At 59.5% G+C, this 22,924-nt stretch carries 12 protein-coding genes; 3 read left to right on the forward strand and 9 right to left on the reverse strand.

The window, feature by feature from the left end:
- From M9Q49_RS03735 to M9Q49_RS03760, 6 genes are all read right to left on the reverse strand, one after another.
- Positions 1-2,067 carry a prolyl oligopeptidase family serine peptidase gene (locus M9Q49_RS03735; RefSeq protein WP_254507310.1) on the reverse strand — a complete coding sequence of 689 codons (2,067 nt, stop codon included), beginning with the start codon at positions 2,065-2,067 and terminating at the stop codon, positions 1-3.
- A gap of 298 nt (positions 2,068-2,365) precedes the next feature.
- Positions 2,366-4,372 carry a sialate O-acetylesterase gene (locus tag M9Q49_RS03740; RefSeq protein WP_254507311.1) on the reverse strand — a complete coding sequence of 669 codons (2,007 nt, stop codon included), beginning with the start codon at positions 4,370-4,372 and terminating at the stop codon, positions 2,366-2,368.
- A 53-nt stretch (positions 4,373-4,425) separates the two neighbouring features.
- A complete protein-coding gene (locus M9Q49_RS03745; RefSeq protein ID WP_254507312.1) occupies positions 4,426-5,811 on the reverse strand; it encodes an SPFH domain-containing protein in 1,386 nt (461 codons plus the stop codon).
- A gap of 334 nt (positions 5,812-6,145) precedes the next feature.
- Positions 6,146-6,487, reverse strand: coding sequence for a hypothetical protein (locus tag M9Q49_RS03750; RefSeq protein WP_254507313.1), 342 nt, complete (start codon positions 6,485-6,487; stop codon positions 6,146-6,148).
- Positions 6,488-6,599: 112 nt separating this feature from the next.
- The gene (locus M9Q49_RS03755) at positions 6,600-6,896 is read right to left on the reverse strand and encodes a (2Fe-2S)-binding protein (RefSeq protein ID WP_254507314.1); all 297 of its coding nucleotides are present in this window, start codon (positions 6,894-6,896) and stop codon (positions 6,600-6,602) included.
- A 143-nt stretch (positions 6,897-7,039) separates the two neighbouring features.
- Complete coding sequence (locus M9Q49_RS03760) at positions 7,040-8,239, reverse strand: M20/M25/M40 family metallo-hydrolase (RefSeq protein WP_254507315.1); 1,200 nt, start codon at positions 8,237-8,239, stop codon at positions 7,040-7,042.
- 174 nt (positions 8,240-8,413) lie between these two features.
- Between M9Q49_RS03760 and M9Q49_RS03765 the strand changes: the two genes are divergently transcribed.
- The 3 genes from M9Q49_RS03765 to M9Q49_RS03775 all read left to right on the forward strand — a co-directional run bounded on the left by M9Q49_RS03765 (position 8,414) and on the right by M9Q49_RS03775 (position 11,252).
- Complete coding sequence (locus tag M9Q49_RS03765) at positions 8,414-8,869, forward strand: hypothetical protein (protein ID WP_254507316.1); 456 nt, start codon at positions 8,414-8,416, stop codon at positions 8,867-8,869.
- 22 nt (positions 8,870-8,891) lie between these two features.
- On the forward strand, positions 8,892-9,938 hold the full coding sequence (rlmN, locus tag M9Q49_RS03770; RefSeq protein ID WP_254507317.1) for a 23S rRNA (adenine(2503)-C(2))-methyltransferase RlmN: 1,047 nt from the start codon (positions 8,892-8,894) through the stop codon (positions 9,936-9,938).
- Positions 9,939-10,073: 135 nt separating this feature from the next.
- On the forward strand, positions 10,074-11,252 hold the full coding sequence (locus tag M9Q49_RS03775; protein WP_254507318.1) for an acyltransferase family protein: 1,179 nt from the start codon (positions 10,074-10,076) through the stop codon (positions 11,250-11,252).
- Here the strand turns inward: M9Q49_RS03775 and M9Q49_RS03780 are convergent.
- From M9Q49_RS03780 to M9Q49_RS03790, 3 genes are all read right to left on the reverse strand, one after another.
- A complete protein-coding gene (locus M9Q49_RS03780; RefSeq protein ID WP_254507319.1) occupies positions 11,235-14,603 on the reverse strand; it encodes a hypothetical protein in 3,369 nt (1,122 codons plus the stop codon). The genes M9Q49_RS03775 and M9Q49_RS03780 overlap by 18 nt on opposite strands.
- 111 nt (positions 14,604-14,714) lie before the next feature.
- Positions 14,715-15,275: an RNA polymerase sigma factor gene (locus M9Q49_RS03785; RefSeq protein ID WP_254507320.1), complete on the reverse strand. Its 561-nt coding sequence runs from the start codon at positions 15,273-15,275 to the stop codon at positions 14,715-14,717.
- A gap of 305 nt (positions 15,276-15,580) precedes the next feature.
- Positions 15,581-22,846, reverse strand: a complete 7,266-nt coding sequence (locus tag M9Q49_RS03790) for a Calx-beta domain-containing protein (RefSeq protein WP_254507321.1) — start codon at positions 22,844-22,846, stop codon at positions 15,581-15,583.
- Positions 22,847-22,924: the final 78 nt, after the last annotated feature.

Here is a 22,924-nt window from a genome sequence, read left to right on the forward strand (position 1 = left end):
TTACTTCATTCCGAGTTCGTTCGCCAAAAACGCCAATACATCCGCCGAAGCATCGATCAACTTGCTCGTCGGCGTTCCTGCGCCGTGGCCGGCGCGAGTTTCGATGCGGATGAGGGCCGGTTTGTCGCCAGCGTTGGCAGCTTGCAGCGCGGCGGCAAATTTGAAACTATGGGCCGGCACAACGCGGTCGTCGTGATCGCCGGTAGTTACGAGCGTGGCCGGATATTTCGTCCCCGGCTTCAAGTTGTGCAGCGGCGAATAAGCATGCAGCACTTTGAAAAGGTCCGCGTCATCGGCAGAACCGTATTCTGGCGCCCAGGCCCAACCGATGGTGAACTTGTGGTAACGGAGCATATCCATCACACCGACGGCGGGAACCGCGGCGGCAAACAGATCGGGCCGTTGCGTCATCGCGGCACCGACGAGCAAGCCGCCGTTACTGCCGCCGCGGATGGCGAGCTTTTGCGACGACGTATACTTGTTATCGATCAACCACTGGGCCGCGGCGAGGTAGTCGTCGAAGACGTTCTGCTTCTTTTCCTTCATCCCCGCTTCATGCCAGGCTCGGCCATACTCGCCGCCGCCGCGCAAGTTCGGCACGGCATACACGCCGCCTTGCTCCAGCCAGGCGATGTTGCTCACCGAGAAGCCGGGCGTGAGCGAAACGTTGAAGCCGCCGTATGCATACAGGATCGTCGGATTCGAGCCGTCGAGCTTCAGCCCCTTTTGGTAGACGAGGATCATCGGCACCTGCGTGCCATCTTTGCTCTTGTAGAAAACCTGCTTCGACTCAAAGCGATTTTCATCGAACTTCACCTTCGGCTCGCGGAAGACTTCGCTCTTGCCGGTTGCGACGTCGTAGCGATAGATCGCGCCGGGAACCGTGTAGCTCGTGAAAGTGTAGAACGTTTCGTTCTCAGCGAACCGGCCCCCAAAACCGCCGGCTGAACCGAGGCCAGGGAAGTTGATGTCACGCACAAATTTGCCGCTAGGATCAAAGATCTTCACGGCGGAGCAGGCATCGTGCAAATACTCGGCGATCAGATGGCCACCGACCGCGCCGACGCCCTGCAACGTGTCCTTCGATTCGGGAATCAGCGTCTTCCAGTTGGCGCGCTCTGGCTTCGTAATGTCGATCTCGACGACGCGCTTGCACGGCGCATCGAGATCGGTCTTGAACCAGAACCGCGTGCCGATGTTGCCGATGAAATCGTAGTCGGCTTCCCACTCGCTGATTAACTCGTGCGTCGTATTTTTCGAATCAGGGCCATCGCTGGCTTGCAGGTCTTGATAGAAGATCAGATTCTTCTGCTCGGTGCCACGCCAGACGGTGATGATCACGTAGCGGCCGTCTTCGGTCACGCTACCGCTGAAGCCCCACTCCTTTTGATCGGCGCGCTCATAGATGAGCTTGTCCTTCGACTGCTCATCGCCCACTTTGTGGTAGTAGAGCTTTTGATAGTAGTTCGCGCCGGTGTACTTCTCGCCCGCTTTGGGTTCGTCGTATCGGCTGTAGAAAAAGCCGGCGTTGTCGTTGGTCCACGATGCGCCGCTGAACTTGACCCACTTCAGCACATCGCTGTTGTTCTCGCCGGTGGCGACATTCAGCACTCGCCAGTCGTTCCAATCAGAACCTGCCGAGGCCAGGCTGTAGGCGATCCATTTGCCGTCGTCGCTTACTACCCAGCTATTGAGGGCAACGGTGCCATCTTGCGACAGCTTGTTGGGATCGAGCAGCACCCGCGGCTCGCCGTGCAATCCATCGGCGACGTACAGTACGCTCTGATTCTGCAAGCCATCGTTGCGGCTGTAAAAGTACTTTCCATTCCGCGCCCGCGGCAGGCCGAAGCGTTCGTAGTTCCAAAGTTCCTCGAGACGATCGCGAAACTTCTTTCGCAGCGGCAGGTTTTCCAGATAGCCGAATGTCACTTTGTTCTGCGCGGCGACCCATTCCTTGGTCGCATCGCTATCGAGTTCTTCCAGCCAGCGATAAGGATCGGCGATCGACGTGCCGTGATAGTCATCCACTTGAGAACCGCGTGCGGTGGCTGGGTATGCAAACTTCATCGGGGCTCTTTTGCTAACGGACGATGCCTCGCCTTCGCCGGCGCAGACAACGGAAGGTGCGGACATTGCGCACAATGCCGACAAGGCGAACAAACTGGCAAGTTTCACGGCGGTTGTGCTCCCAAAAACGGAAAAGTCCAACGGGACCCTTGCAATATCGCCATCCATGATCCGAGTGGCAATGGCCTGTTGGTGGAGCGAATAGATGTCTTACCACGCTGCTAGCGCGACGTTACCGGCGCGGGAGAAATGCAAGTAGCGCTCGCTGGAGAATTTACGCTTGCTGCAATCGCTCGCGCTACTCGTCAGTTCGAAACGTCAGCGCCGGCAAACCTGCTTTGTTATAAAGATTCACCAGCGGATTCCACGCCCAGCCGTAGCGCACAATTTTCGGCTCGGGAATGTCAGGCGATGAAACAACGATCGTATCGCCATCGATCGTTGCCGTTCCCCACACGAATTGCTTGTCTTCACCAGCGATCGCAAAGCCGGTCAGCTTTTCCTCGCCCGCTTTGATTGCGAGGCCGCCGTGCAAATGCTTGAACGTCAGGCGGATCTTGTTTCCTTCGATTTTCATGCTTTCGTATTGTGGGCCGGAGTAAACAAGTTCCTTTTCGCCATAGAGTAAATGTCGTGCCGAGAGGGCTAAACGCCGGCCGACTTCTTGTTTGTTCGGCGGATGAATGTTGCCGTCGCCGGTGTCGATGGTGTTGGCCAGTCCGGTGCGCGGATCATTGCGCACGGTTCGCCACTGCGACTCGCGGATCTCGGCCCAACCGGGCTCGACCGGCTTGACTTGCTTCGGGTTGTAGTTGGGAAGCGAAACGATGAAGAACGGCAGTTCGTCGTTGCGAAAATGCTCGCGCCAGTCCGCGATCAAAGTTGGCAGCAAGCGGCGATACTGCAACCATCGCGGGCCGTTGGCTTCGCCTTGATACCACAGCGCGCCTTTCAGCGCGAACGGCTCGAGCGGCGCGATCATGCCGTTGTACATACCGGTGATCGTCTTGTAGTGTCCAACTTTCGGCTCCGGAAAAGGTTCGCTAATCTCACTCGCCGCTTTCGATTTCTTGGCTCGCCATTTTCCTGCTGGGCGAACTGGCTTTTCACCCTGCTTGCTGACCGGCCGCAGGGCCATGTTACTTGCCGCCGAGCAGAAACCGCCGGGGCCGGTTTGATTGAAGATCGCGGCTGACAACAAGTTTTTCCCTGGCTTCACACGCGAAGCTTCGATGGTGTAGTTACGCGTCGCACCTTTGATTTGGCTCGAGCCCAACAGTTGCCCATTGAACCACACGACGTCGCAGTCGTTCACAATCGAAAGTTGCAGCAGCAGATTCTCACCTTGCCACTCGGCGGGAATCTCGAGCTCGTGCCGGTACCAAACCAAGCCGTCGAAATCGCCGATCGTCGTTTCTTCCCACGGCTTGGGAACATCCACTTCGAGCCAATCGCTCGTGTCTAGGTCGGCCGCGGTTGCGTATTTCAGGCGGGCACTCTCGGGATCGACTTTGGCCAGCCACTTTTCGAGTTCGGCAAAGTGATCGTAGTCCGCCGTGGTCGCGCCGACTTGCTCCTTGAGTTCGGCGAGTTCTTTCGGAAAGTCTTCCGGCATGAGCTTCGCGAGCGACGGTCCGCTGACCCAGGCTTCGGCAGCCGTCGCACCAACGGAACTGTGGATGATGCCGACGGGTACTTTTTGCGTTTGATTGATCTCGCGAGCAAAGAAGTAGCCGACGCCCGAAAAGTTCTTCGCAAACTCCGGCGTGCATTGTTCCCAGCGGGCCGCGGGCGGCAAACGGAGCGGTACGAGCGACGGATAGAAGTTGACGGTGAACGAGCGAATCTGCGGGTGGTTCGCTTGCTTGATTTCCTCTTCGGCATTCGTCGATAGTCGCACCGGCCAGTTCATGTTCGACTGACCCGAGCAGAGAAAGACATCGCCGCAGAGGACATTCGTCAGCACTACTTCCTGCTCACCGGCGGTGATTTTCAGCGTGTGTGGTCCGCCGGCCGGGTAAGGGCCGATTTTGGTTTCCCACTTGCCAGTCGCATCGGCGGTCGCCTTGCCCGCGGCTTGGTCATCGAACCGGATCGCAATCTCTTCGCCCGGTTTGCTCCAGCCCCAGATCGGCGCCTTCACATCACGCTGCAGAACCATGTCGGTCGAGAAGAGCGGATGTACCAACGGCAACGCCCGCGGCTGCGTCGGCCACCACGGCTGCGGCCCTTTTGGTTGGGCAATCGCAGTGCTGCAAGAGATCAGTAAGAACGCAAAGAGCAGGGTAGGGGAGAGTAATCTCATCGGCGGGCTCACAAGGCAGGAAGCGAGATGATGAAATACCGCAGAAGCGCGACTTAATTCTCATCCCCGCCGCTGATCAACTTCTCCTCGACCCGATCGGCTTGCCAGGCGATGGAAGTGACGATGCGTGAGACGTCGAGCGGTGTGACCGTGCTCGCGAGTTGGCTGTGGCGAACAACGACGACTTCACCGGAAGCGGTCTCTTCGATCGCGAACGCGCCGTCGACCATTTGCGTGTTGTACTTCAGCAGCGCCATCGCGTTTTCGGGCGAGCAGGGGCCGCAGGTTGATGAATAGGCAATCACCGAATTGCCGCCACGATCTTTTTCGAATTTGATCGCCACCGATTGCTTGCGCAACGCGCCGACAGGAATGGTAACTTGCCACGGCTCGGCAGTTTCATTGAGTTGCCAGCCAGCCGATTGAGCGACGTTGCGGATGATCGTCTTTGGATCGACCGAGCCAGCCGCAGGGCGCATGGGCGTGATGGTGCTCAAGTCGGGACCAACCGGCATGCCGCCAGGAATGGCTTGCTGTGGAGCCGATGTCGCTGCCGCTGGCGGTTGGAATTGATTGGGGTTCACTTGCGGCCGATTGGCCATCGCGTTTTGAATCATACCAGGCAACATCACGCCGTAACCGGCGCCCATGCCCATGCCGACCACGCTGCCGGCCTGGCCGTTCGGGTTGTCGGCGATTTTGCCGAGGCTGTTGGCCGCTTGATAAACGGTGTAGGCCTGCAAGTCGCCAAGCACACCCATGCTGCTGCGTGCGTCGATGGCTTTCTGTACTTCTTCGGGGGGCGTGATGGCATTGATAAAGAACTCGGTGAGTTCCAAGCCGTAACGCGTAAAGTCTTGGCCGATCTTCGAAGTGGCTCCCGCGCCGATTTCGTCGAACTGCGCTGGCAGATCGAGCAGGCTCGTTTGCGAAGTGGCGAGCAGATCGGTCAAGCGCGAAACAATCAGGTCCTTCAGATACGACTGAATTTCGTCCGTCGTGTATTTCCCCTGCGTGCCGACCAGGTCATCGAGAAACTTCGTCGAGTCGATGACGCGAAACGCAAACTTGCCGTTGGCCCGCAGCCGCACGATGCCGAAATCTTTGTCGCGAACCGTGATCGGCTGGCGCGTGCCCCATTTTTGATCGAGGAAGATCTGTTTGCCGACGAAATAAACCTGGGCTTGAAACGGCGACTTCTCCCACGGAATGGTCAGCAACCGCGTGAGGATCGGCACGTTGAAGGTATACAACGTGTGCTGGCCCGGGCCGAATTTATCGAGCGCTTTGCCGCTGCGAACAAAAACCGCTTCCTGGTTCGGCTGGACGATCAACTGCGCGCCGAGCTTGATGTCGGCGGATCCCTCCTGCGGCTCGCGATGCACGATGGTGCGATTGGTTTGATCGAAAAACTGAATGACTTCAAGTTGCAGACCCATCGCAGACTCCAGCGACGAAAGAAAACGGAGGAGATGCACTCCGTTGTATCGAGCGGCTTGGGCGATTGAAAGAAGGCTGTACTGTTCGCACAAGAATGCAGCAACTGGGTGGCATGGGTTCTAGCCATGAACTGCAGATCGAACTCAAACCATTCTGAGGTAACTCCGCGCGTCACTGGCTAGGTGAGGCTCGAGCAGTAATCCGCGAGAGTTCGCAAAGAAAATTGATCCGGCGCCGCGGCTTTACGAAAAACGGCTGCATCGGTCGATGCAGCCGCAACGTGAGATCAGAATGGCCGAGGGTTGCGAGTCACGGAGTGACTTCGCCTACGATTTACTCTTCGACGGCTTCCTTGACCTTGGCCACGAAGTGCGGGTTCTTGCCGCCGGTCGAGAGTTCGGCAGCCTTGGCTTCGGCTTGCTTCTTTTGGGTGAAGTCGTACTTGGCGATCCGCTTCGAGGCTTGGTTGAACACACCCCAGAAGAGCTTCAAGCGGGCCGGCTCGGTGCTCTTCGCGCGGCTCTTACGCTTGGTGGCGGCTTTCTTCTTTTTTTTGCCACCAGTGGCTTCGCCTTCTTCACCGGCTTCAACTTCGGCTTCTTCTCCAGCGCCACGGGCTTCGGCGGCGTCCGATTGTTCACGCAACTCGCGACGATTGATAACTTTACGTGCCATGATGAGTTCTAGCTTGGAGAGCGGTGGAATGTTGCGAAACGGAGATTTTAGCGAGTTTTGTGGGGAGACGGAAGAAGGCAGGAGAAGGCCTTTCCTGCTGCATTTTGCCTGCTTACTCCTCTTCCACCGGCGTGGCCCCCGGCGGAGGTTTGCCGCCGCCGGCGTTCACGTAGCGGGATCGCATTTTGGCGTATTCGCCAGCATCCGGAAAATCGATTGCCGTCTCGCCGCGAAGAACGGCTTGCTCAAAGAGCCGCTCCAGATACGGCCGACACCAACCGCAGCCGGTCCCTGCGCCAAAGCAATCGGCCAGTTGGGCGGGACGCTTCGGTTTCTCGACGCGGATGTAATTGACCACCTTCCGCCGTGTGACGTGAAAGCAAAGGCAGAGTTCTTCGTCGAGGTTCATTTTGTTTGCCCCCACTGTCGCCTTTCGCTCCGCGAAAGGACGCGTGTTCAAACGGTGAAGTTTTCCTGATCGCCGGTTTCCGCTGCTCATCTAGTACCGACGCAGCGTGCGGAAAACGCGTGCTTTCACGGAGTGAAAGCCGACTAAGCCGTTGCCAGGTGCAGCGCTATCCGGCACGCATCGCGATACATCTTCAAATCCAACATCTCACTCGTCATGTGAACATTCATCTGCCCGCAACCAAGCGTGACCGTGGGGATGCCGTGCAGGTTCGTCCAATTCGCATCGACTCCGCCATTGCTGATCGCCTGCAATGGTTCGCGGCCGACAGCGCGAACTGCCTCTTCGGCCAGTTGTACGCAGGGGGAATCCGATTCGAGCTTGAACGACTCATAATCGAGCCGGCCGTCGATCGTCACGCTGCCTCGTTTCCCTTCGCTGTTCTTGATTTCCTTGGCCGCGCTTTTGAAGGCCTTTTCAATTTCGCCGATCAGTTTGGCGCGGAACTTCGGATCGTGACTACGGGCTTCAGCTTTGATCGTTACGGCGTCCGTCACAACGTTGGTCGCTTCGCCGCCGTGGATGAAACCGACGTTGCTCGTGCCGCGGCTCTTGCCTTTCTCGACCAGACCATGCCAACCGCCGCGCTGCAGATCGGCGATGGCAAGCGCAGCAATGCCAATCGCGCTGATGCCGCGTTCCGGCGCCACGCCCGCATGACTCGCCTGGCCGGCGATCTTGATATCCATCCGATAACCGCCCGTCGCGCCGACGGTCAGTTTGTTCGCAGCACCGCCGTCCCAATTGAACGCCATCGCTGGCTTGCCCAGCAGCGGCACCTGCAGGTTGCGAGCGCCCTGCAAACCGATCTCTTCTTGAGTGAACCAGCAGAACGTCAGCGGCGGATGCGGCAGCTTATTGCGGAGAATCTCGAGAGCGGCCGTGAGGATGGTCGCCGCGCCGGCTCGGTCGTCGCCACCGAGGCCCGTCGCGGGATTAGCCGAGCGAATAAACTCGCCGTCGCGCTTCGGCTCGCACCCAACGCAGATCGGCACGGTATCCATGTGGGCCGACAACATCCGCCGCGGCGCCTTCTTCGTTCCCGGCAATTTGAAAATCAGATTGCCGACTTCCCCCTTGAGAATCGACTTGGTGTGGGCGTTGTCGGTAATAATCGCCTCGGCGGGCGCGCCTGCGGCGAGCAACTGCTCCTTGATAAACGCGACGACCTTACCTTCCTCGCCGCTCTTGCCGGGAATCGGCAGCAAATCGAGGATCAGCTGCTCGGCCTTCTTCAGGTCAGGCTCATGTTGCAGGGAGGGGACGGCGTTTTTTTTGGCCATTGTCTTAGGTAGCCCGTAGCGTTAGCGAGGGCGATTCTCTTGTTCAAGTGCGAAGCGAAGCGGGCATCGTCGATTCCCATGGACTCCCTCGCTTAACGCTCAGGGCTTTCTTGGAAAGGCGACTGTAGCGGCTATTATAGACATCCCGTTCTTCTTTGGTCACAGGAGTCCTTCGTGCGTATCTTTCTCGCGGGCATCATGCAGGGTTCGCATCTCGGCGCGGTGATGCACTACCAGGGCTATCGAGAGCAATTGCGCGAACTGCTGCAGCAACATTTGCCCGAGGTTGAGGTCTACGATCCGCTGGCCGATCATCAGTTGTCGCTCGATTACACCGATGAAATGGCGCGCGAAGTCTTTCTAAACCACAACCGGATGTGCGGCCAGGTCGACGTGCTGATCGCCTTTGTGCCGGAAGCATCGATGGGCACGGCCATTGAAATGTGGGAAGCCTGGCGAGCAAACCGCGTGGTCATCGCTATCAGCCCGCTGACACTCAATTGGACGATTAAGTACTGCAGCCATCTGGTCTACGTCGATCTCGTGAGTTTTCAAGCCGACCTCGCCAGTGGAGATCTGGCTGCGAAAATTGCGGCGATTCAAGCCCGTTTTGGCACTGGGACAAATTGAGGCGGCATGGCAGAATGGAGCGATGAATTCACTCCTCGATCCGAACCCCGCCCCACTCAAAGATTGGCTGACCGCTCACGGTTATCCGGCGTACCGCACTGCGCAAATTCGCAAATGGCTGTACGAGCGGCGGGCGAAAGACATCGGCGAGATGAACGATCTGCCGAAGAAGCTCCGCGAGGAGTTGGCCGCGGAATGGCAACTGTGGACGGCGAACGTCGTCAAACATCAGAAGTCTACCGACGGCACCGAGAAGTTGCTCCTCGAACTCCCCGGTGGTGGACGCATCGAATGTGTGTTGCTGCGCGATGGCGACCGCCGCAGCATTTGTATCAGCAGCCAGGTCGGGTGCGCGATGGGCTGCGTTTTCTGCGCAAGCGGACTCGACGGCGTCGATCGCAACCTGACGTCGGCTGAGATCATCGAGCAGATGTTGCTGCTGCAACGGCTGCTCCCTGCCGAAGAGCGGTTGAGCCATATCGTCGTCATGGGGATGGGCGAACCGCTGGCCAATCTCGATAACGTCCTCGCCGCGCTCGATGTGGCTTCGGATGACAACGGCCTGGGAATCAGCCACCGGCGGATCACGATTTCGACGGTCGGTTTGCCGAAGCAACTCGATCAACTGAGCGAACGGAATGCCCGCTATCACCTGGCCGTGTCGCTGCACGCGCCGAACGACGAACTCCGGAACCAGATCGTTCCCGTCAACAAGAGCATCGGCCTAGCCGACATCATCGCCGCGGCCGATCGCTATTTCGAAGTTTCTGGCCGCCGTTTGACATTCGAATATGTTCTCCTCGCCGGCGTGAACGATCAGCCGCAACACGCGAAGCAACTCGTATCGCTGCTCGCGAAGCGAACTGCGCTGCTGAACGTCATTCCGTATAACCCAGTCGCTGGACTGCCGTATCAAACACCTTCGGCCTCAGCCGTCAATCGCTTTCGTGATATTTTGCTCGAAGGCGGCATCAATATTAAGTTCCGCCAGCGCAAAGGCGCCGAAATTGACGCGGCCTGCGGACAATTGCGGCGCTCGACGCCGCCACTGCTCTCGCTCGGCAATTAATCAGTGTAGTCCTCACGCTCCGCGTGGGGCTATTCCGGTGACTTACTCGCAGGCCCCCCACGCGGAGTGTGAGGACTACACTAGGAAAACCCGCAAGCAAGTTGCGGGGAATTCTTCCCGAATTACGATGGAGTCATGCACGAACGGTATCTCAACACGCGGACTTTCGGCTCGCTCGATGGCCTGCGTTGCTTGAGCATTCTCGCCGTTGTCTTTCATCATTCGACCGAAGGCTTCGAGAGCAGTCTCTTTGCTCCGTTCACCCGCGGCGATTTGGGTGTGCAGCTGTTCTTTGTGATCAGCGGCTTCTTAATCACGACGCTGCTGCTCCGCGAACGGCGGAAGTGTGGCGATGTCGACCTGACGAAGTTCTACATTCGTCGGTCGCTGCGGATTTTTCCGCTCTACTACGTGGTGCTACTGCTGTATCTCGCCCTCGTGCTAGTCATGGGGCAGTTGAGGCCGGAGAAGTTCGCCGCCACTCGCGACCTCTTCCTGAGTAACCTACCTGCGTTCGTGACGTACACCAGCGACTGGTTTGTGCTGCCGTACGCCGATTTGTATCGTGCACGCGGCGTGGGCGTGGTGTTTGTGTTGTCGTGGTCGCTGGCGGTTGAAGAGCAGTTTTATCTGGTTTGGCCGTCGATCGAGCGCATCGGTTGGCGGTGGTTGTCAATCGTCGTAGCGGGCCTGCTGATCGCCACTGATATCACGGTCACCTGGCTACGGCCGGCAGGAGTCGATCCGGGGCCGCTGGTGTGGATCATCCTGCGGAGCATTTCGACCGCCATCATCTGCGGCGTGCTGCTCGCCCATTTGCTCGATTCGCCGAAGACCTATGCCTTCGCCTATCGCTGGCTGGGCAATCCTTTCGCACTGATTGCTGCGGCTGCTGCCGCGCTAGCGGTGCCGACTTTCCTGAATCCCGACACGGCTTGGTACGAGCCGGCGGCCGCAGTGGCGTTTACGCTGTTGCTGGGAACGTGTGTGGTGCGCGAAGACAACCTCGTCGCGCCGTTTTTACGATGGAAGCCCGTGGCTGCCATCGGCACGGTGAGCTACTCAATGTACCTACTCAACTTGTTGGTGCTGGATGTGGTATCGCCAGTCTTGCGGAAAGTCGGGCTCGATTATTTGATGATCCGCTTCGTGGTCGCTTCGGCTGCAACCGTGGCCGCAGCCTTCGTCACGTATTACACCATCGAGGCTCCGTTCCTGCGTTGGAAGGAGCGTTTCTCGCGACTCGGACCCAGCAAGCCGGAAACTGCAGCGGCCGAGAAGAAACCTGCCGAGCAATTACTCCCGGCAGATTAGCAATTGCTGATCTCCACCAATTCGGCCGTGGCCGATGGCGTCGAGCAGCAGGCGATAGTCGGCGGGAATCGCTGGCATGCGGAACGTAATCGTCAGCAAACCATCCTCGCCAACCGAGGAGAGCGGTCGCCAATAGAGCGAATCGGGGGGCACGCCATTGTCACCAGCTGGCAGGCTGTCCTGTTCTCCTGCGAGCTTCGACATTTTTTCCTGGGGTGCACTGGCCGCGAGCGCCGCCGATGGTTTGTCGGCAGCCGCAAAGCCACCCGGCTTCGCGGGCATGACCGCCGGCTGCCGCGAGGAACCACTGCCATCGGAGCCAGATGCTTCGGCGCCATACACGCGCTTGAGATTCTCCCCTTCGGCAGTTGGCGCTGCAGGTGAAGCGGGGAGCCGGTTGAGCTGAGTCTCCTGCGGCGCGGGAGCTTCCAGTGCAGGATCAATCGGCGTTACCACAGGCGGCGCTGCAGGTGCATTTTCCACGACAGGCTCGTTGGCTGTTTTGAGCGCCGGCAGGGCGCCGGTGGTCGTCACCCTCGCGAGATCCCATCCGGCGGGTTGCGCGGGGACGAACCAGGCGAGGCCGAGCGCCAAAGTAATTGTCGCCAAGCCAACGGCGGGAACCCACGCGATTGGTTTGATCGGCAGACGGGTGATGAGGAGCAGACCGACGAGCAACATCAGCCCGGCGCCGCCCCAGACGAGAATGCGACCGATGGCTTGCACTCGCTCGATCTGCTGCGATCGGCTCGCGGCCACGGCGGTTTGATATTCCTGCTCGACGAGCACGCGATTGTCGGCCATCACGGTTTGATTGGCTGCCGACACTTCGGCGGAGTCGAAAGTGGCGATGGGTTGCTGGCCGGCTGATGACTCCAGATTTTCCTTTTCAGAAGTCGGGGCTGCAGCTGCCTGCGGCGCGACGTTGCCAGGACCGGCCGCGGCGTTGATTGCTGGAGCGGGCATCTCACCGGGCTTCGCATTCACAGCGGCTGCATTCGCTGCCCTGCTCTTGGCAGACTCTTGTTCCGCCTTGCGCAGCGGCGCGGCGGCCAACTCTTCGATTCGTGAACTCAAATGACGTGCCTGGCCGGCTTCGGCTTGTTCGCTCCGGGCGAACGAATCGACCAGCAGGAGCGGTGAGCTCGTCGACTTGGCCGCGACGTCATTCCACACCCGCACACCAACGGCGGCAGGGACGGGTCGGCCTTGTTCATCGCGAACGCGAACTTGTAACGTTACCGTTTCGCCGGGTTTGTATTGATCCTTGATTCCTTCGACATCGAACCGCAGCGAACGAGCCGCGGCTCGCACAATTTGCTGACTGTAGGCCGGTTTTTGAAGTTCGTCCGCGCGATAGAGCTCGATGTCGACGAGGCCATCGACTTCCGGCGGCAGATCGAGCAAATCCGCTTCGCGGAAAGGAGAAAACTCACGACGCGAGAGAAGTCGGCCGTCGCGGCGAGCCAGCACAACCAGGTCCTTCCCCAGCAACTCCTCGGGTACGCTCAATTTGGCAACGTCCTTCAGCGCTGCACCTTTGGCCGAGGGCGATTGTGCGCCGGCTTTCACATCAGGTGCGGCGGGGGCGTTTTCAGGAACCGCTCGCGCCAGGCGATAACCAGCGTCACCTTCGCCAGCTTTGTTCTCAGCAGTCTTGAGATCGGCGGGTCCACCTTGGGCCTTCATCCGCAAATCTTTGCGCTCGGCAGCCGACGGAGGACTGCTGACGCCAGGGGCCGCGCCGGGTTGGCGCGCGGGATGTTTCTCCTCCAGCAGTTTGTCGTGAACCTCTTGGCGCTGCTGATCAGGAAGTTGCTTGGGAAGCTGGCTGCGATTCAACTGCGCACCGAGCGGTGCATCGCTGGGTTCGATCACCGCGCCAGGAGCTGGTTGAATAGGGGCGGGAACTGGATCCACAGCGGCAGGGGACGGATCAACCGGGGTCGGAGCAGTCGGCGCGGCTGCAATTCCTTGAGGAGCTCGCACCACAGGAGCCGGTGGAACCGGAGATGGCGCGAGAGGAGCGGGCGGAGCAGGAGCGACTTGAATCGCATCGGCTCCTACTGCTGGCGAACCTTTCTTCGCAGCCCCGCCAAAAGCGCGGCCGTCGCCGGCTTCGCGCTTCGCGCTGCTGTCTCCGCCACCCGGCGAGCCGCCGCGCTGCAATTGATTCACAATGCCGCCGCCACCGGCACCGCCGCCAGCCATCGAGCCGTTGGAGCTGCGCGGCTCCGTCGACCGATCGAGCATCAGAGCCTGACGCTGAACCTGCTCGCCAGTTGGGCGGGCTTCGTCGGCAGCCGGGAGCTGACGTTCGACTTGATCTTGTTTTCTGGCGTCCTGTTGTTTGGCGGGAGCTTCTTTTGCCATCGCCCGGCGACGCATCTTGAGCTGCTCGACTTCGACCTCAGGATCGCGTGGCAACGAGAACTGGCCCGTGATGACGCCTGTCTGCGGATCGGTTTGCCACATGGGCTCGACAACATCTCCGCCTCGGCGATTTTCAACCATCAGCTCGCTCGTCGGCGGCGTGGTCGTTTGCTTCGAGAACTGCTTCAAGTCGACCATCGAAAAACCGACTTGATCGCCGGGCTTCGCCGTCGGCTTTTCCAGGAGCATGAGCGTGCGCGATTGTTCGGACGCGACTTGCAACTTCGTCGAGACCACGCCTCGCTCGCCGGCGGGAACTGCTTCCACTCGCAGCCCGCTGCGAACCAGCTCGCCGGGCAGCTGAGCTTCGCCGCGGCCGTTGCTGTTTGTCTTCACCTGTTGGCGGAAGATTTCGCGGCCCGCTTCATCGACCAGGCGAACCGCAACTTCCGCAGCCCGGCCGTTGTTGTCGATTCCCGTGGTCTCGATCCCGACAGTTTGCGAAACACCTTCGGGCGTATTTGCCGGTGCGGTGATGGTTGTGAAGTAGTAGTCCACCTGCGCGACGGACGTCGTCAGGCCTTGCGGTTGATACAAACCAAACGCCACGAGCAGGAGCAGCGCAACCGTGCCGGCGATGGCCAACCAGTTGCCACTCGCGCCGCGACGTTCTTTTTGTTTCCAGGACTTGTCGCTCTTGGCAGGAGAAGAGCGCGTGGCGCCTTTGCCAACCTTCGCCTCGGGACCAGCAGAAATCTGCAGCGAGGTATCTTCGACGCGGGCGGCCCGGCCAACCAGCTCGGCTTGCAGGCGAACCTCGGAATACAAACGAGCGATGGCGGGATCCGACTTGATCCGCGTGCGCAGCGCCGCTTCTTCGTCGGCGTCGAGCAGACCGTAGGACAACTCCCACAACTGCTGCCGCAGCAGTGCTTGTTGCTCTTCAGCGTAGTTCGGTTTGTCGGGTTGGTTCTTCATCGGACGATCATCGCTCATCAGTCTTCGTTCCCGCCGCCTGAGCACTCTTCCGTGAGCTACCCGGCAGGCTTGCAGTTTCCCTTGCTAGTTCTTCGGCAATCCTCTGGTCGTCTATCCCTCTCCCAATACTTCGCGCAGCCGCGTCAGTGCCAGCCGCATCCGCGTCTTCACCGTCCCCGAGGGAATCGCCAAGGTCTCGGCGATTTCTTCGTAGGTCAATTCGCCGTTCTGCCGCAGCAGAAAGACTTCCTTTTCTTCGTCGCGCAATTGCCCCAGCGCACCGCGCAGCCGTTGCAATCGCTCGTCGTGTTCCACAATTTCATCCGGTCGTTGTTCGTTGCCCGCCAGCGAGGTTTCGTCCTCGGGCAAGCCTTGTCGCTTCCGTCGCCACGCGGTCTCCCGCAGGTCGCGACCTGTGTTCAGAGCAATTCGAAAAATCCAAGCCTTTAGGTTTTGAACCCCGGCGACCTGGTCCTGATGCTTCCAACACTTCAGGAAGGCTTCTTGCAAGGCATCGCGGGCATCCTCCAAATTCCCCACCAGGTAGTACAGCGTGCCGAGCAATTCGGACTGGTGAAGCGCAAACGCGTCCTCCAACGACCGAGCCGGGCGCGTAGCCGGCTGGACCGCGGTATCGCTGACTGCTTTGCGGGAGGGGGATGCCACACTCATGCCTTCTTAACAGTAGACGACGCGCTCACCGGTTTTGATTTGTCGCTGCTGGCATTCAGAAGGTTTTCTAGCAGAAACCGGGCGGGGGGAGGAATGCAGAAGGGAGAAGGCAGAACGCAGAAGTAGGCCAGCCGACGGCTGGTCGTCGACGTAAGTCGCCATAATTCCATGGCTTACGTCAATTGGCAAAGGGGCCGCTACGATCGTAGGGCGGACCATTGGTCCGCCCTGGATGTGGGTACGACGCCAAGAAACGCAACTCGCCGCACCGAGATGGACCAATGGTCCGTCCTACGGATTCCGAATTACCGCCACTTCTTCTCGCGGCTCAGCACTTCATCGAGGGCCGCCAGTTGCATCGCGTCGGCGGTCGCGCCGGTGCTTGGCGTGGCCGACGAACTCCGCAGCGATTGCAAGGTGCTGGTTCGCTTCGACAGGGTCGAAGCAATCGTCGACTTCACGGCAGAACTCGTCGACGTTGTTGACTTCGTTGTGGTGGATTTTGCCGCAGAAGTTTTCGATGTTGATGTCTTTGCCGTGCTCGTGCTGGTGTTAGCTGCGGCTGCCTGTTGCTGAGTCGCAACGACCGGCGAATCATCTTCGATGGCCTCGCCCGCCGCGCTCGTGTTCGTAGCCGCGAGTGGAGCAACGTCTTCGCCTGCCGAAGAAGAATCATCGGCGACGAATTCCGCCGCGGCGGCGTTGTTGTTCGCAGCGGCTGCGGCAGCATTGGCGTTGTTGCCGGCCGACACCACCGACGGCACTGTGGCATTGAAGATCGAATCGGCCAGAGTTTGGTTGCCCGCGAGTTCGGCGGCCCGGCCGTTGATCACTCGCAGCGTTTGCGCGAAGGCTGGTGTGGAAGCGAGGAACAACCGCTTGGTGACGAACTGCGGCAGCAAGCCGAGCTCGCCAAAGTTGTTGCCCGTGCCGGCCTCGGCAGCGTCGAGAGTGATGGCGCTGATTTTGTCGTTCGCCAGCGTGCCGCCTTGAGTGCCGACGACGTCGGTGCCGTCGAACATCGTCGTCGGCTGCGTCTCGGTGATCGCATAAGTCCCGCTGAGTAAGTTCGTGAACGAGTAACTGCCGTCGTCAGCCGACATCGCGGTGAGCGTGATCGCGCTGCCGCCGGTCGGTGTGCCCGTGAGGGTGATCGTCACGCCCGGGATGCCCACTTCGCCGGCATCCTTCACACCGTTGTTGTTGCCATCGACATAAGCGAAGCCGCTGAGCGTAGCCGTGCCTGGATCTTCGGTGATTGTGCCCGTGCCAACTGAGCTGGCGGCGGGAATCGTCACGTTCCGCGCACCACCGCCAGTGAAGGTCGGGTTGCTGAGCGTAACGGTGAACGTTTCATTTGGTTCATCGATCGCGTCAGAAGCGACATTGAAGCTGAGCGGCGTATCGGGAGAGGTCTTGCCGGCGGGAATGACGACCGTGCCGGTCTTCGTGAGTGTGCCAAAGTCGGGATCGGTCGTCGAGCCGTTAGTGAAGGTATAGGTCACCGTCACATCGACATCGGCAGGCTGCGTCATCGTGATCGGCAGCGTGATCGTCTTGGTTCCCGACGACGGCTCGATCACCGTCGCGTTGCCAATGCTGATCGTCGCCGAGTCATCGTTGGTCACGGTTCCCGTCGCGATTTTTTCCGTTGCCGACAGCACCACGCTGCTGCGATCGGGCGTGCCGAGCGTCACGGTGAACGTCTCATCGGCTTCGACCGTGGTATCGCCGAGCACAAGGAAGGCGGGAATCTTGACCGATGTCGAACCGGCGGGAATCGTCACGTTGCCGGACTTGGTCAACGTGCCGCTGAAGTCGTTGTCCTTTGTGGTGACGTTGGCAAAGGTCCAAGGAATGGTGACGTCGACCGCAGCCGCTTTGTCGATGGTGACCGTGAACTCGAAGTTCGTATTGCCGCTATTCCCTTCGGCTTGCGTGACCGCCTTGATGCTGGCCGTCGCCGTGTCGTCGTTCTGCACGGTGCCGGTGCCGATCTTGGCGGTGGAGGAGAGGACCACTCCCGCCGTTTCCGGCGTGCCGAGCGTCACCGTGAAGGTTTCGTCAAGCTCGACCAGTGTGTCGCCGTTGACGAGGAATGAGGGAATGGTGGCCTTGGTTTGACCGGCGGGGATTGTGACCTTGCCGCTCTTCGTCAGGCTGGCGGCGAAGTCGCTATCAGCCGTAGTGACGTTGGTGAAGGTCCAGGGAATGACAACATCGACAGAGGAAACCTGATCGATCGATACTTCGAAATCGAAGTTCGTCGTGCCACTATTTCCTTCGGCTTTCGTCACGGCGTTGATGCTCGCCGTGATCGTGTCATCATTCTGAATCGTGCCGGTGCCGACCTTGGCGGTGGCACTCAGTGTCGCACCAGCAGTCTCGGGCGTACTGAGCGTGACGGTGAACGTTTCGTCGGCTTCAAAGGCGGTGTCGCCGACCACGGCAAACGTTGGCGAGATCTTCACCGAGGTCTGGCCTGCGGGAATCGTCACCTTGCCAGTTTTCGTCAAGTTTGAAAAATCAGCATCGCTGGTCGTGACGTTAGCGAATGTGTAGGGCACCACCACATCGACGCCGGCAGCTTTGTCGATCGAAACAGTGAAGTCAAAATTCTTCGTGCCGCTGTTCCCTTCGGTTTGCTGCACCTTGTCAGTGATGCTCACGACTACCGCGTCGTCGTTGGTGATCGTCCCCGTGCCCACCTTTGCATTGTCGTTGACAATCGCAGTTGCTGTCTCCGGCGTGCCGAGCGTGACCGTGAATGTCTCGTTCGCTTCAAGCGTAGTGTCGCCATTGACCGGGAAAGAGGGCGTGATCTTGGCCGAGAGTTGGCCAGCAGGAATGGTGACCTTACCGCTCTTCGTCAGCCCAGCGCCAAAGTCGGCGTCGTTGGTCGTGACGTTGGTGAAGGTCCACGGAATGACCACGTCGACTGACGAAACCTTATCGAGCGTGACGGTGAAATCGAAATTGGTCGTGCCGCTATTACCTTCGTTCAGCGTCTTGCTGTCGATGCTTGCGACGACCGTGGTCACATCGTTGATGGTGCCCGTGCCGACAGTGTTGGCGGCGGCGAGCACTGCACCCGTTGTTTCCGGCGCTGCGAGCGTGACCGTAAACGTCTCCGGCGTTTCGCTGATCAAATCCCCCGCGACCGGAAACGCGCCGGTGATCTTGGCCGAAGTCGCACCGGCTGGAATCGTGACCTTGCCGCTCTTTGTCAGCCCTGCGCCGAAGTCGGCATCGCTGGAAGTGACGTTCGTGAACGTCCACGGCACGACGACATCGATATCAGCGGCAGCGCTCAGCGTGACGGTGAAATCAAAGTTCTTCGTGTTGCCGTTGGCTGGCTCGACGTCATTCACACTGTTAATCGTGACGGTCACCTGGTCGTCGTTGTTGATCGTGCCGGTGCCCGTCTTCGCATTCGCATTCACGCTGGCATTGGCTGTTTCGGGCGTGCCGAGCGTGACGGTGAAGTTCTCGTTCGCTTCGAGCACCGTGTCGCCCACGACATTGAAGCTGATTTTGCCAGTGGTCGCGCCGGCGAGAATCGTCACCTTGCCGGTGGTCGCCAAGCCGCTGAAATCGGTATTTGCCGTCGTGCCGTTGGCAAAAGTCCACGGAATGACAACGTCGACGGGGGAAGCCTTGTCGAGCGTGACGGTGAAGTCGAACGCCGTCGTGCCAGAATTTCCTTCGGCTTGCGCTTTGTCTGTGATACTCGCAACGACCGCAGCCGCTTGATCGATGATCGTTCCCGTGCCGATCTTTTCCGCGTTAGCCAACACCGCGCCGGATGTTTCCGGCGTGCCGAGCGTGACCGTGAACGTCTCGTTGTTTTCAGCAAGCAAGTCGCCAGCCACTGGAAACGCGCCGGCGATCTTCGCCGATGTCGAACCGGCTGGAATCGTAACCTTGCCGCTCTTCGTCAAGCCAGCGCCGAAGTCCGCATCCACCGTGGTGATGTTAGTGAACGTCCACGGCACGACGACATCGATATCAGCGGCTGCACTGAGCGTGACGGTGAAATCAAAGTTCTTCGTATTGCCGTTCGTCGGCTCGGTGTCGGTGACGTTATTGATGCTGACAATTACAGAATCGTCGTTGCTGATCGTCCCCGTGGCTGTCTTGGCGTTGCCATTCACACTGGCGTTGGGAGTTTCGGGCGTGCCGAGCGTGACAGTGAAGGTCTCATCCCCTTCGAGCACCGTATCGCCGATGACATTGAAGCTGATCTTGCCGGTGGTCGCGCCGGCTGCGATCGTCACTTTGCCGGTGGTCGCCAGGCCGCTGAAATCGGTATTTGCCGTCGTGCCGTTGGCGAAGGTCCATGGAATGACCACATCGACGGGCGAAGCCTTGTCGAGCGTAACGGTGAAGTCGAACGCGGTGTTTCCCGAGTTGCCTTCGGCCAGCGTTTTGTTGGCGATGCTCGCGACTACCGCAGTGCTGGCATCGAGAACGGTGCCCGTGCCAACCTTCGAGGCGTCATTCAACACCGCGCCAGTCGTCTCCGGCGTGCCGAGCGTCACCGAGAAGGTCTCGTTGGTTTCGGTCAACAAATCGCCGGCGACCGGAAAGACGCCGGTAATTTGTGCCGACGTCGCACCGGCTGGAATTGTGACCTTGCCGCTCTTCGTCAGCCCGGCGCCGAAATCCGCATCGACGGTCGTGACATTGGTGAAGGTCCACGGCACGACGACATCGACCTCGGCGGCAGCACTCAGCGTGACCGTGAAATCGAAGTTCTTCGTATTGCCGTTGGCCGGTTCGGTATCGGTGACATTGTTGATGCTGACCGTCACCTGGTCGTCGTTGGTGATCGTGCCGGTGCCGACCTTGCTCTGGGCGAGTGTGACTTCGGTTTGCTCGGGCGTGCCGAGGGTTACCGAGAACGTTTCGTTCTTCTCGAGCGTGGTGTCGCCATTCACTGGAAAGCTGGGAGTGATCTTGGCAGAAGTCGAGCCGGCAGGAATCGTGACCTTGCCGGTCTTTGTTAACGCCGCGCCAAAATCAGCGTCGTTCGTATCGATATGGCTGAACGACCAGGGAATGACCACGTCGAATGCAGCCGGGTGATCGATCGTCACTGTGAAATCGAAGTTCGTCGTGCCAGCGTTCCCTTCGACCTGCGTGACCGAATCGATGCTGGCCAGCGCAGTGTCGTCGTTGGTGATCGTGCCAATGGCTTCGCCATCGCGAATGATCGCGTTGCCATCGATCTTGGTGATCGAGAGCTTGAAGGTCTCGTCTTTCTCGACGAGCGTGTCGCCGTTGAGCTTCACGGTAACGGTCTGCGACGTCGTGTCCTTAGCAATCGTCACCACCTGGTTCGTGAACGCCGTGTAATCAACACCTGCGAGCGCAGTGACGTCTTGCGTCGAAACTTCGAGTACTACGTCGGCCAGCGGATTGGACTTGTCGAGCGTGATCGTAAAGACCAGCAGCGTTTCGCCAGCGTTCCCTTCGAGAATCGCGACGTCGCCGATGCTCGCCGCTGGCAGGTCGTTGTCGTCATCGAGAATCGTGCCGACGACGGGATTTCCCGCCGTCACATTGCGGCCAGCGGCTTGCACGTTACTCAGCGCAGCCGTGAACGATTCATCGGGCTCGACCGTTGTATCGCCAACAATCGGCACGCTGATGGTCTGCGTCAGCGGCCCACCGGCGGTGAAGGTGATAATTTGATTGTTGGTCGCCGTGTAATCGTTGTTGGCCACCGTCGCGGTGCCATCAGCTGTATCGAAGACGACCGTCACGTTCACATCGACCGGATTGCTCAGCGTCGCCGTGAAGACCATGTTCGAAGTGCCGGCGTCACCTTCGTTTTGCGAGACCGGCGCGAGCGTGATCGTCGCCGAATCGTCGTTGGTGATCGTTCCGGTGATGGGACCGGCCGGAAGCGTGACGGTGAACGGCCCCGAATTCAAATTGCTGAGGAGGACGTTGAAGACTTCATCGAGTTCAACGGTATTGTCGCCGTTGATTGGCACTTCGAAATCGATCGGGCCGACGCTGTTGGCGGTGAAGGTAATCGTCTTGCTGGTCGCCGTGTAGTCGCTCCCCGCCGTGGCCGTGCCATCCTGCGTGTCGACTTGCAGCGAAACTTCGCCGGGTACCGGATTCGTCAGACCGATGCTGAACTTCAGATTCTTGGTGCCGGCGTTGCCTTCTTCGATCGAGACCGACGTGATCGTGATGGCCGATGTATCGTCATCGTCGATGGTGGCGAGAGCGCTGTTTGTTTCGATCGTCACGTTGCGCGCAGGTGCACCGGCAACCAAGCCATCGATCTGCACGACGAAAGACTCGTCCCCTTCGATGTTAGTGTCGCCAAGAATATTGACCGGAATCTTGATGGCGCTCGTGCTGCCCGCGTTGAACGTGATCGTGCCAGAGGTCGGGGTATAGTCGTTGCCCGCCACCGTCGCCGTGTCGTCTTTGGTTTGATAGTTGACCGACACCGGCACATCGACCGGCGCCGAGAGCGTGACGGTGAACTCCACCGGCGTGTTGCCGGCGTTCCCTTCCGCCGTCGAAGCTGGGCCCGTGATGACGATGATCGCCGAGTCGTCGTTGGTGATCGTGCCCGTGCCGACGTTCTCGACCGACAGTCCCACGCCGGCAGTTTCTGGCGTGCCGAGCGTGACCGTGAAGGTTTCATCGCGTTCGACCGTCAGATCACCCAGCACGGCAAACGCCGGAATCACTGCCGAGAGTTGCCCGGCAGGGATGGTAACTTTGCCAGCCTTCGTCAGCCCCGCATCAAAATCGGCGTCGGTAGTTTCGCCGTGGGCAAAGGTCCAGGGAATGACAACATCGGTGGCGGCTGCGGCGTCGAGCGTGACGGTGAAGCTGTAGTTCGTTGTCCCCGCGTTCCCTTCGGCTTGCGTCACATCTTCGGTGATGCTGGCCTGAATGCCATCGGTAACCGTGATCGTTTGCTGCTCGATCGTCGCGCTATCGAGACTCGAGCCATCGGCAAACGCGGCGCTGCCGGTACCGATGGTGATATTCAGCGGGCTGTTGACGACGGCCGATTCGGCGTTGAACTTCAGCAGGGCGAAACGCTCAAAACCAGCGACGCCGATTTCCTTGCCGTTGCCGTTGTTCGGCAAGGCCGCGCCACTCAGTTCATCAATGGTTCCCGCCGTGTTGTCGAGCGTGCCGTCGCGGAAAATCGGGAAATCGGCCGTGATGATCGTCGGCGAGTTGACCGGATCAAAGGGATTATCGATCTCTTCGAAATTGGCTGCGCTGAAACCGATATCTAAGGACAGGTCGATCAGCCCCGAGGGAACTGCCGAAGTATCTTGCGCTTTGATCTCGACCCAAAAGTCCTGTCCGGCCGTGACCGTGTCATTGGCAATCAGTGCGCCCGGCACGCCGCCGTTGTCGGCATACAGATTGACTTGCAGCGCGAGGGTCGCGAGCAGGCTGCGGTTCTCGAGCGACTCGAGCAGGAGCTTCCGCCGCGCGAGTTTTTGGCGGCGCTCACGCTCGGCAACAGCAACAGGCAAACGGTGGCGGGACGAAGAGGAACGACGGTCCGCAAACTTCACGGCAAACCTCAATTCAGGAAATCATCAGTACCACCGCGGCCAACAATGACGCGGCGCGTTTCATCCCTGAAAGCAGGT

The sequence above is a fragment of the Anatilimnocola floriformis genome, from assembly GCF_024256385.1.
Taxonomy (GTDB): domain Bacteria; phylum Planctomycetota; class Planctomycetia; order Pirellulales; family Pirellulaceae; genus Anatilimnocola; species Anatilimnocola floriformis.

What these genes read in the sequence shown, in the direction of transcription:
- M9Q49_RS03780 (WP_254507319.1), bottom strand. Translation starts at nt 14,603, where the DNA reads ATGAAGAACCAACCCGACAAACCGAACTACGCTGAAGAGCAACAAGCA.
- M9Q49_RS03740 (WP_254507311.1), bottom strand. Translation starts at nt 4,372, where the DNA reads ATGAGATTACTCTCCCCTACCCTGCTCTTTGCGTTCTTACTGATCTCT.
- M9Q49_RS03755 (WP_254507314.1), bottom strand. Translation starts at nt 6,896, where the DNA reads ATGAACCTCGACGAAGAACTCTGCCTTTGCTTTCACGTCACACGGCGG.
- M9Q49_RS03735 (WP_254507310.1), bottom strand. Translation starts at nt 2,067, where the DNA reads ATGAAGTTTGCATACCCAGCCACCGCACGCGGTTCTCAAGTGGATGAC.
- M9Q49_RS03750 (WP_254507313.1), bottom strand. Translation starts at nt 6,487, where the DNA reads ATGGCACGTAAAGTTATCAATCGTCGCGAGTTGCGTGAACAATCGGAC.
- M9Q49_RS03760 (WP_254507315.1), bottom strand. Translation starts at nt 8,239, where the DNA reads ATGGCCAAAAAAAACGCCGTCCCCTCCCTGCAACATGAGCCTGACCTG.
- M9Q49_RS03775 (WP_254507318.1), top strand. Translation starts at nt 10,074, where the DNA reads ATGCACGAACGGTATCTCAACACGCGGACTTTCGGCTCGCTCGATGGC.
- rlmN (WP_254507317.1), top strand. Translation starts at nt 8,892, where the DNA reads ATGAATTCACTCCTCGATCCGAACCCCGCCCCACTCAAAGATTGGCTG.
- M9Q49_RS03745 (WP_254507312.1), bottom strand. Translation starts at nt 5,811, where the DNA reads ATGGGTCTGCAACTTGAAGTCATTCAGTTTTTCGATCAAACCAATCGC.
- M9Q49_RS03785 (WP_254507320.1), bottom strand. Translation starts at nt 15,275, where the DNA reads ATGAGTGTGGCATCCCCCTCCCGCAAAGCAGTCAGCGATACCGCGGTC.